Genomic DNA, 7312 nt, shown 5'->3' on the forward strand with positions numbered 1-7312 from the left:
GAAGAAAGGGTTCGACTTTAAGTAATAAAGCCAAACCCCTTTATTTAAAACTTACACACTTTACGGGATAGTGTCTTTTGGAAATTAAAGAGATTCATAATATCGTAACATTTCCACAACTCCCTTTTCATCTTTAATTTTATGCTCTTTGAAATAGGCTTTCATGTGAGAAGAATCGAAAAAATCTTCAAGATCTTTTTCCTTCAATCTGGTTCTTTTATAAAAATTATTATCCAGGCTTAAATAACATTCCATTTCAACATTTATATCTGCCGGCTTGTCCCTGTCATATCCTGTTCTTGCCTTTTGTGCAGGTATTATATCCACTGCCGGAATCCCAATAAATTTAGATTTTTTGCCTTTATAAAAGAGAGTTAATAATTTTTCAATATATATATATTTGTGAAATAATGGCAAGGTGAACGAGCACGAACAACAACGAAAACAATGGATGGCGCTATCGCCAGAAAATAGTAATTCGATTAGAAGAAAACTCTGGTAGTGGCAAGGCGCACTATCTCGTAAGAAGAATCAGGGGCTGCCTAGGGATTGAAAGACATATCCCAGTGACCCTGGCTACAACAAGGATCCTGGAAAATCTCCAATGCAATACAGGAGGCCGTCCCTAAAGCAGGCCTAAAGGTTATATAGGTTGTAAATAAGTATCTTTTTGATTGTTAAAATCAAAAAAAAAACACTAAGATGTCCCTACAATATATTTTTCTGTCTTCAATATATTAAAATTGTTTTACTTCTGAATACCTATATAGTATTTGACCTCTGCAGATTATATTATCGAACATGCAAGTTAGACAACGACACTCGGGAGATAAAATGAGTTTCTTAATATAATACATTCTCTATTAAGCATGCACTTCATAGAATTGCAGCATAGCAATAACATCTTCTATAGTTCTTACTTTATGTTCTGCAAAATAATCTTCCATAATTTGATTTGTAGAAAGAATTTTACGAAAGTGTCTTTCCTTAAGTTTTACTTCTTGAAAATTATCTCCATCCACTTTAATAAAATAATTAACATCTACCTTCAGAGTAGCAGGTTCTGATTTACCATAACTGGTTTCTGCTGTTTTCGCTGGTATAACTTCCGCGCTAGGTTTAGCAATTAATGTCACATTCTCCCCCTTAAAATACTGCATTAAATAACCCCTTAAGAAATCTCCTTCACGGGTTTTTACATTTCCAACAACATACGTGTAATTATTAAGTCTAAAAGCATATTCACTATTTCTTGGTAAGGTAAATACTTTATCTTGATTCTTATCTGCTTTTATTTCAACAATATCTTTTACAGCATTATATCTAAAGTAGGCCCTCTGGGTTTTGTCTTTATCCAGCACAATCTGGCCAGGCTGAAAAGATTCTTCTAAATAAGGAGAACCTGCTAATTTGGAATTGTATCCACTATCTGTATTTAATAATTTTAATTGATCTCTTATACCTACGTAATCCTGAATAGGATTTTGAGCAAAAGCACCACAACTCATCAGAATAAATAACACTACTAACTTCTTCATCATTATAATTTTTATAAATATAGTGAATAATATCCGAGACAAGCCCCAAGATATTATTTTGTTAAACCAGGTTTAATAATTATCCTAAAGAAATATTTATTTCCTGCTCTTTAACTTGATTACCAAAAATTAGGCTTATTTTATTAATACGTTTCCCTCTGGTATTGATATAAAATCTTTAAACCCAAAAAGTTTACTTTCATAGCTCTTTTTTTACAAGGTTTTGAGAAAGGATTTCCAGAATTTAAACTCTATGTAAAAAAACAAAACGCCATTGTCTATTCTTATCTTCAAGAGATATCTGAACACCTACAATTTATTCTCTATTATTTCATCCACCACTTCCGGATTTAATAATGTAGAAGTATCGCCTAAATTAGACGTATCCTTAGAAGCGATTTTTCTTAGAATCCTTCTCATAATTTTACCGCTCCTGGTTTTTGGAAGTCCGCTCACAAACTGTATTTTTTCAGGTTTGGCAATGGGTCCTATTTTATCTGCAATTTGCTGATTGATCTCTTTCCGTAGGTTATCCTGGTTACGGGATTCCCCGGTTTCCTTCAGAATAACAAATCCGTATAAAGCATTTCCTTTTACTTCGTGCGGGAAACCAACAATCGCAGATTCCGCAACCGCTGGATGCTCATTAATAGCATCTTCTATAGGCGCAGTTCCCAGGTTATGGCCGGAAACAATAATTACATCGTCTACCCTACCGGTGATACGATAATAGCCTACTTCATCACGCAGCGCTCCATCGCCGGTAAAATATTTATTTTCGTAAGCCGAAAAATAAGTTTCCTTATAGCGCTGGTGGTTACCGTAAATGGTTCGTGCCATGGAAGGCCACGGAAATTTAATACATAGCCGCCCATCAACCTGATTTCCTTTAAGCTCCTTACCTTCTTCATCCATAAGTGCCGGCTGAATCCCGGGAAACGGTAAAGTGGCATAGGTTGGTTTGGAAGGGGTGACATAAGGAATTGGAGAAATCATAATTCCGCCGGTCTCGGTTTGCCACCAGGTATCCACGATAGGACTCTTATTTTTCCCAATATTGTCATTATACCAGTGCCAGGCTTCTTCATTAATAGGTTCTCCTACAGAGCCTAAAACTTTTAAAGAAGAAAGGTCATGTTTTTCTACAAATTCAAGTTTTCTTTTCGCCAGAGACCTTATTGCAGTAGGAGCGGTATAAAATTGGTTCACTTTATGTTTTTCAACCACTTCCCAAAAACGACCAAAATCGGGATAGGAAGGAATACCCTCAAACATAAGTGTGGTTGCTCCATTTGCCAGGGGCCCGTACAAAATATAAGAATGCCCGGTAATCCAACCAATATCTGCCGTACACCAGTACACATCATTTTCTTTATACTGAAAAATGTTTTTAAAGGTATATGCGGTATAAACCATATAACCCGCGGTGGTATGCAACATTCCTTTTGGCGTCCCCGTAGAACCTGAAGTATAAAGGATAAAAAGCGGATCTTCCGCATCCATGATTTCCGGTTCACACTCGTCTGAGGCATTATCCAGCAGAGGCTGCAACCACTTATCGCGGCCCTCTTTCATTTGAATATCCGATTTTATTCGTTTTGCAACAAGAACGGTCTCCACGTTTGGACAATCTTCTAAAGCTTTGTCCACGATCCCTTTAAGATCTATAGTTTTATCTCCACGGAAGGAACCATCAGAAGTAATAAGCATTTTACAGTCGGCATCATTTGTTCGGGTAGCCAGAGCACTCGCCGAAAAACCCGCAAAAACAACCGAATGAATTGCTCCAATTTTAGCACAAGCCAACATTGCCACAGAAAGTTCAGGAATCATAGGCAGGTAAATACAGACCCGGTCCCCTTTCTCAATTCCATTTTCTTTTAAAACATTCGCAAACTTATTTACTTTTTTATGGAGCTCTTTATAAGTAATATGCTGTGCCTTTTCATCGGGGCTGTTGGGTTCCCAGATAATCGCCGTTTTATCTCCCCGGGTAAGCAGGTGGCGGTCAATGCAATTCTCGGTAATATTTAATTTCGCGTTTTCAAACCATTTTATTTCAGGTTTGCTGAAATCCCAACTCAGCACATTATCCCATTTTTTCCTCCAGGTGAAATGCTCTTCAGCCACTTCTTCCCAAAAATTCTCGGGCTCTCTTACAGATTTACGATATACCTGAAAATATTCTTCTAAATTTTTAATGCTGTAATTACTCATATATCAAGAAAAGTTGGTTTGAATTAATAATTGCTTCGGAAGAAAAGAAGGTTGGAAAAATTCACAATCCTGCCGAAATTCTATTACAAACATAAAGCTATAGAAAATTCACCAAATTTCAAGCCTGGCTCATGGATTTAACCCAATTTTACCGCATAAAAAAAGCGGTATAAAACTCATACCGCCTTATGATCTTAAAATGTAATCGATGTAATCAGAAATTACTTTAAATATTGTAGTACGTTTTCTTCTATTCTCTTCTGAATATTAGAAACATCGGCTTTTACAAATTTCTCTCCGGTAATGTTTTCATAAAGCTCAATATATCTTTCTGAAACTGAAGCGATATAGTCCTCACTCATTTCAGGAACCTGCTGCCCTTCCAAACCCTGAAAATTATTTTGTATAAGCCACTGCCTTACAAATTCTTTAGAGAGTTGCTTTTGAGGTTCTCCTTTTTCCTGGCGCTCCTGGTAACCTTCCGCATAAAAATAACGGGAAGAATCGGGGGTATGGATTTCGTCAATCAGTACAATTTTTCCATCCTCGGTTTTACCAAATTCATATTTGGTGTCTACTGAAATCAGGCCCCTTTTTGCAGCTATTTCAGTACCCCTTTGAAATAATTTGCGGGTATAGTCTTCAAGAATGCCATAATCTTCTTCAGAAACAATTTCTCTTTTCAGAATATTTTCCCGCGAAATATCCTCATCATGATCTCCCTGCGCTGCCTTTGTGGCCGGAGTAATAATTGGGGAAGGAAACTTATCGTTTTCCTTCAGGCCTTCCGGCATGGTTACTCCGCACAATTCCCTTTTTCCCGCTTTATATTCCCGGGCGGCATGGCCAGACAAATATCCACGAATAACCATTTCCACCTGAAAAGGCTCACAGGTTTTCCCTATCGCAACGTTTGGATCTGGTGTGGCTTCCAGCCAGTTAGGCACCAGGTCTTCTGTATCCTTCATCATTTTTGTAGCAATCTGGTTAAGGATTTGCCCTTTAAAAGGAATTCCCTTTGGCATTACCACATCAAAAGCCGAAAGCCTGTCGCTGGCAATCATTACCAGCCGTTTATCTTCTAAAGCATAAACATCGCGCACCTTCCCTTTATAAACAGATTTTTGTCCCGGAAAATTAAAATTGGTTTCTGTAATGGTATTGTTCATTTCTGAAATTCTGGTAATTCGTAAGTTATATACTTTGTATTTTGGTGAGGATACGGATCTAAAAGAAATTAAAATATCTAATTATTCGGTATGTTCAATTTCCTTGTATGCTGAAATCACCTTTTTCACCAGTCGGTGTCTAATTACATCCTTATCATCCAGGTAAATAATACCGATTCCTTTCACATCTTTAAGCACCAGCAAAGCTTCTTTTAATCCTGAAATTACCCTTCGTGGCAAATCTATTTGTCCAGGATCACCCGTAATCATGAATTTAGCATTTTTTCCCATCCTTGTAAGGAACATTTTCATTTGGGCATGGGTGGTATTCTGGGCTTCATCAAGAATTACAAACGCATTATCCAGGGTTCTCCCCCGCATGAAGGCAAGCGGAGCAATTTGAATCACCCCTTTCTCAATAAAGGTTTCCAGTTTTTCATGTGGGATCATATCCCGAAGGCCATCATAAAGCGGCTGCATGTAAGGATCGAGTTTTTCCTTAAGGTCACCAGGTAAAAAACCCAGGTTCTCCCCTGCCTCTACCGCAGGCCGGGTAAGTATAATTCTCTTAACCTGCTTTTCCTTAAGCGCTTTTACGGCAAGGGCGACGCCGGTATAGGTCTTTCCTGTTCCCGCCGGCCCAATGGCAAAAACCATATCATTTTTTCGTGTAAGCTCTACCAGTTTTCGCTGGTTGGCAGTTTGTGCGCGAATTAGCTTCCCGCTAACGCCATGCACCAATACTTCCCCGCTGGCTTCAGAGGTGGTATACTCTTCACGGCTGTTACTGGTAAGCACCCTTTCAATTACATTTTCATCAAGTTTATTGAATTTTCCGAAGTGATCCATTAACATGGTGAAACGCCTGTCGAATTCCTCCAGCATTTCCTCATCTCCAAAAACCTTTATTTTACTGCCTCTTGCAACGATTTTTAACTTGGGGAAGTACTTCTTAAGAAGTTCTATATGTTCGTTTTGCTGACCAAAAAATTCCCGTGGATTAATTTCCGAAAGTTCTATTACAAGTTCGTTCAAAAGCCTGTTATTTTAGGTTAATATGAGGTATACTATTTTGAAAAGTTAATTTGATATGTTATTCTTTTTAGGTCTTCAGAATCATTTTTTCCCTGAAGATTTCACTTGTTAAAGATGTTTTATTTTTGGTCAATATCCAACTGATTTCTTAAAATAAAATTATCTTCGCCTGCTATACAAACTTAGGTAAAAAAACCCGTTACAACATAAAAAATATATTAACAATACTCTATGGCCATCATCACTTTAACTACAGATTTTGGAGAGAAAGATTACTTTGCAGGAGCGGTTAAAGGAGCTATTCACAGTGAATTAGATGAAGTTAAAATTGTTGATATTTCGCATTCGGTTTCCCCTTTTCATATTAGCGAGGCGGCCTACATTATTAAAAATGCTTACAAAAGTTTTCCAAAAGGCAGTATTCATATAATTGGTATAGATTCTGAATTAACGCCTGAAAATAAACACCTTGCCGTATACCTTGACGAGCATTATTTTATTTGCGCCAATAATGGCATTCTTTCCCTGCTGGCTTCAGAAATAAAACCCGGGAAAATTGTGGAAATAAACATCCATGATAAAATAGATACCAATTTTCCGGTTTTGGATGTTTTTGTTAAAGTTGCCTGCCACCTTGCCCGCGGCGGAACGCTGGAAGTAATTGGGAAAAACATTAGTGAAATTAAATACCTTAAACAGTTTGAACCGCTTGTAAATACTGAAAAAAATCAAATTATTGGGCACGTGCTCTACATTGATAACTATGGAAATGTAGTGACCAATATTTCCCGCAAAATGTTTGAAAATGTGGGTAAAGGCAGGGAATTTACTCTTAGCGCGAGAATGGTAAGTTTTCCTGAAATTTTTGAAAATTACAGCGATGCCATCAATTTTAAAATTGAAAAAGACAAGCGCGGAGAGGAAGATGGCAAAAAACTTGCTATTTTCAATTCTGCCGGGTATATAGAACTGGCCATTTATAAAAGTAACCCTTACACGGTAGGCAGTGCCTCTACCCTGTTTGGCCTTGATCTTTTGGATACGGTAACCATAAAATTTGAATAAATGCTGGTAAGAATTGTGAAGATGGGCTTTACACCCCAACATATACCTACTTTTCTGAAAAATTTTGAAGAAAATAAACTGAAGATCCGCAGATTTGAAGGCTGTGAATTTTTAGAATTATACCGGGGAAAGGACAATACCAACCAGTTTTTTACGTATAGTTATTGGAAAGACGAAGCCGCACTGGAAAATTACCGGCACTCCGAACTGTTCAAAAGCGTGTGGGCAAAAACAAAAGTTTTGTTCAACGAAAAACCCGAAGCCTGGAGCGTTGATAAAGTAGTGAGT

7 protein-coding genes are annotated in these 7312 nt (G+C 37.5%); 2 read left to right on the forward strand and 5 right to left on the reverse strand.

Annotated elements, in window-relative coordinates; genetic code table 11:
• Positions 1 to 84: 84 nt before the first annotated feature.
• The 5 genes from AB8M93_RS16975 to AB8M93_RS16995 form a co-directional block, all read right to left on the reverse strand.
• Positions 85 to 327 carry a hypothetical protein gene (locus AB8M93_RS16975; protein ID WP_373059900.1) on the reverse strand — a complete coding sequence of 81 codons (243 nt, stop codon included), beginning with the start codon at positions 325 to 327 and terminating at the stop codon, positions 85 to 87.
• A 536-nt stretch (positions 328 to 863) separates the two neighbouring features.
• On the reverse strand, positions 864 to 1541 hold the full coding sequence (locus tag AB8M93_RS16980; protein ID WP_373059902.1) for a hypothetical protein: 678 nt from the start codon (positions 1539 to 1541) through the stop codon (positions 864 to 866).
• A gap of 306 nt (positions 1542 to 1847) precedes the next feature.
• Positions 1848 to 3755 carry an acetate--CoA ligase gene (gene acs, locus AB8M93_RS16985; RefSeq protein ID WP_373059904.1) on the reverse strand — a complete coding sequence of 636 codons (1908 nt, stop codon included), beginning with the start codon at positions 3753 to 3755 and terminating at the stop codon, positions 1848 to 1850.
• 221 nt (positions 3756 to 3976) lie between these two features.
• A complete protein-coding gene (locus AB8M93_RS16990; protein ID WP_373059906.1) occupies positions 3977 to 4924 on the reverse strand; it encodes a phosphoribosylaminoimidazolesuccinocarboxamide synthase in 948 nt (315 codons plus the stop codon).
• A gap of 81 nt (positions 4925 to 5005) precedes the next feature.
• Positions 5006 to 5959 (reverse strand): PhoH family protein, encoded by a 954-nt coding sequence (locus AB8M93_RS16995; RefSeq protein ID WP_373059908.1) that lies wholly within the window; start codon positions 5957 to 5959, stop codon positions 5006 to 5008.
• 231 nt (positions 5960 to 6190) lie between these two features.
• Here AB8M93_RS16995 and AB8M93_RS17000 point away from each other — a divergent pair, with 231 nt between their 5' ends.
• A complete protein-coding gene (locus tag AB8M93_RS17000; protein ID WP_373059910.1) occupies positions 6191 to 7024 on the forward strand; it encodes an SAM hydrolase/SAM-dependent halogenase family protein in 834 nt (277 codons plus the stop codon).
• Positions 7025 to 7312, forward strand: a 288-nt coding sequence (locus AB8M93_RS17005) for a putative quinol monooxygenase (RefSeq protein WP_373059912.1), incomplete at its 3' end; no start/stop codon positions are given. It abuts the gene before it with no gap.

Origin of the sequence: Autumnicola aciditolerans, assembly GCF_041679265.1 — a bacterium.
In the GTDB taxonomy this organism is placed as follows: Bacteria; Bacteroidota; Bacteroidia; order Flavobacteriales; family Flavobacteriaceae; genus Autumnicola.

Bases quoted from the DNA above. Each gene is read 5' to 3' on its own strand.
- AB8M93_RS17000 (WP_373059910.1), top strand. From the start codon at position 6,191: ATGGCCATCATCACTTTAACTACAGATTTTGGAGAGAAAGATTACTTT.
- AB8M93_RS16980 (WP_373059902.1), bottom strand. From the start codon at position 1,541: ATGATGAAGAAGTTAGTAGTGTTATTTATTCTGATGAGTTGTGGTGCT.
- acs (WP_373059904.1), bottom strand. From the start codon at position 3,755: ATGAGTAATTACAGCATTAAAAATTTAGAAGAATATTTTCAGGTATAT.
- AB8M93_RS16990 (WP_373059906.1), bottom strand. From the start codon at position 4,924: ATGAACAATACCATTACAGAAACCAATTTTAATTTTCCGGGACAAAAA.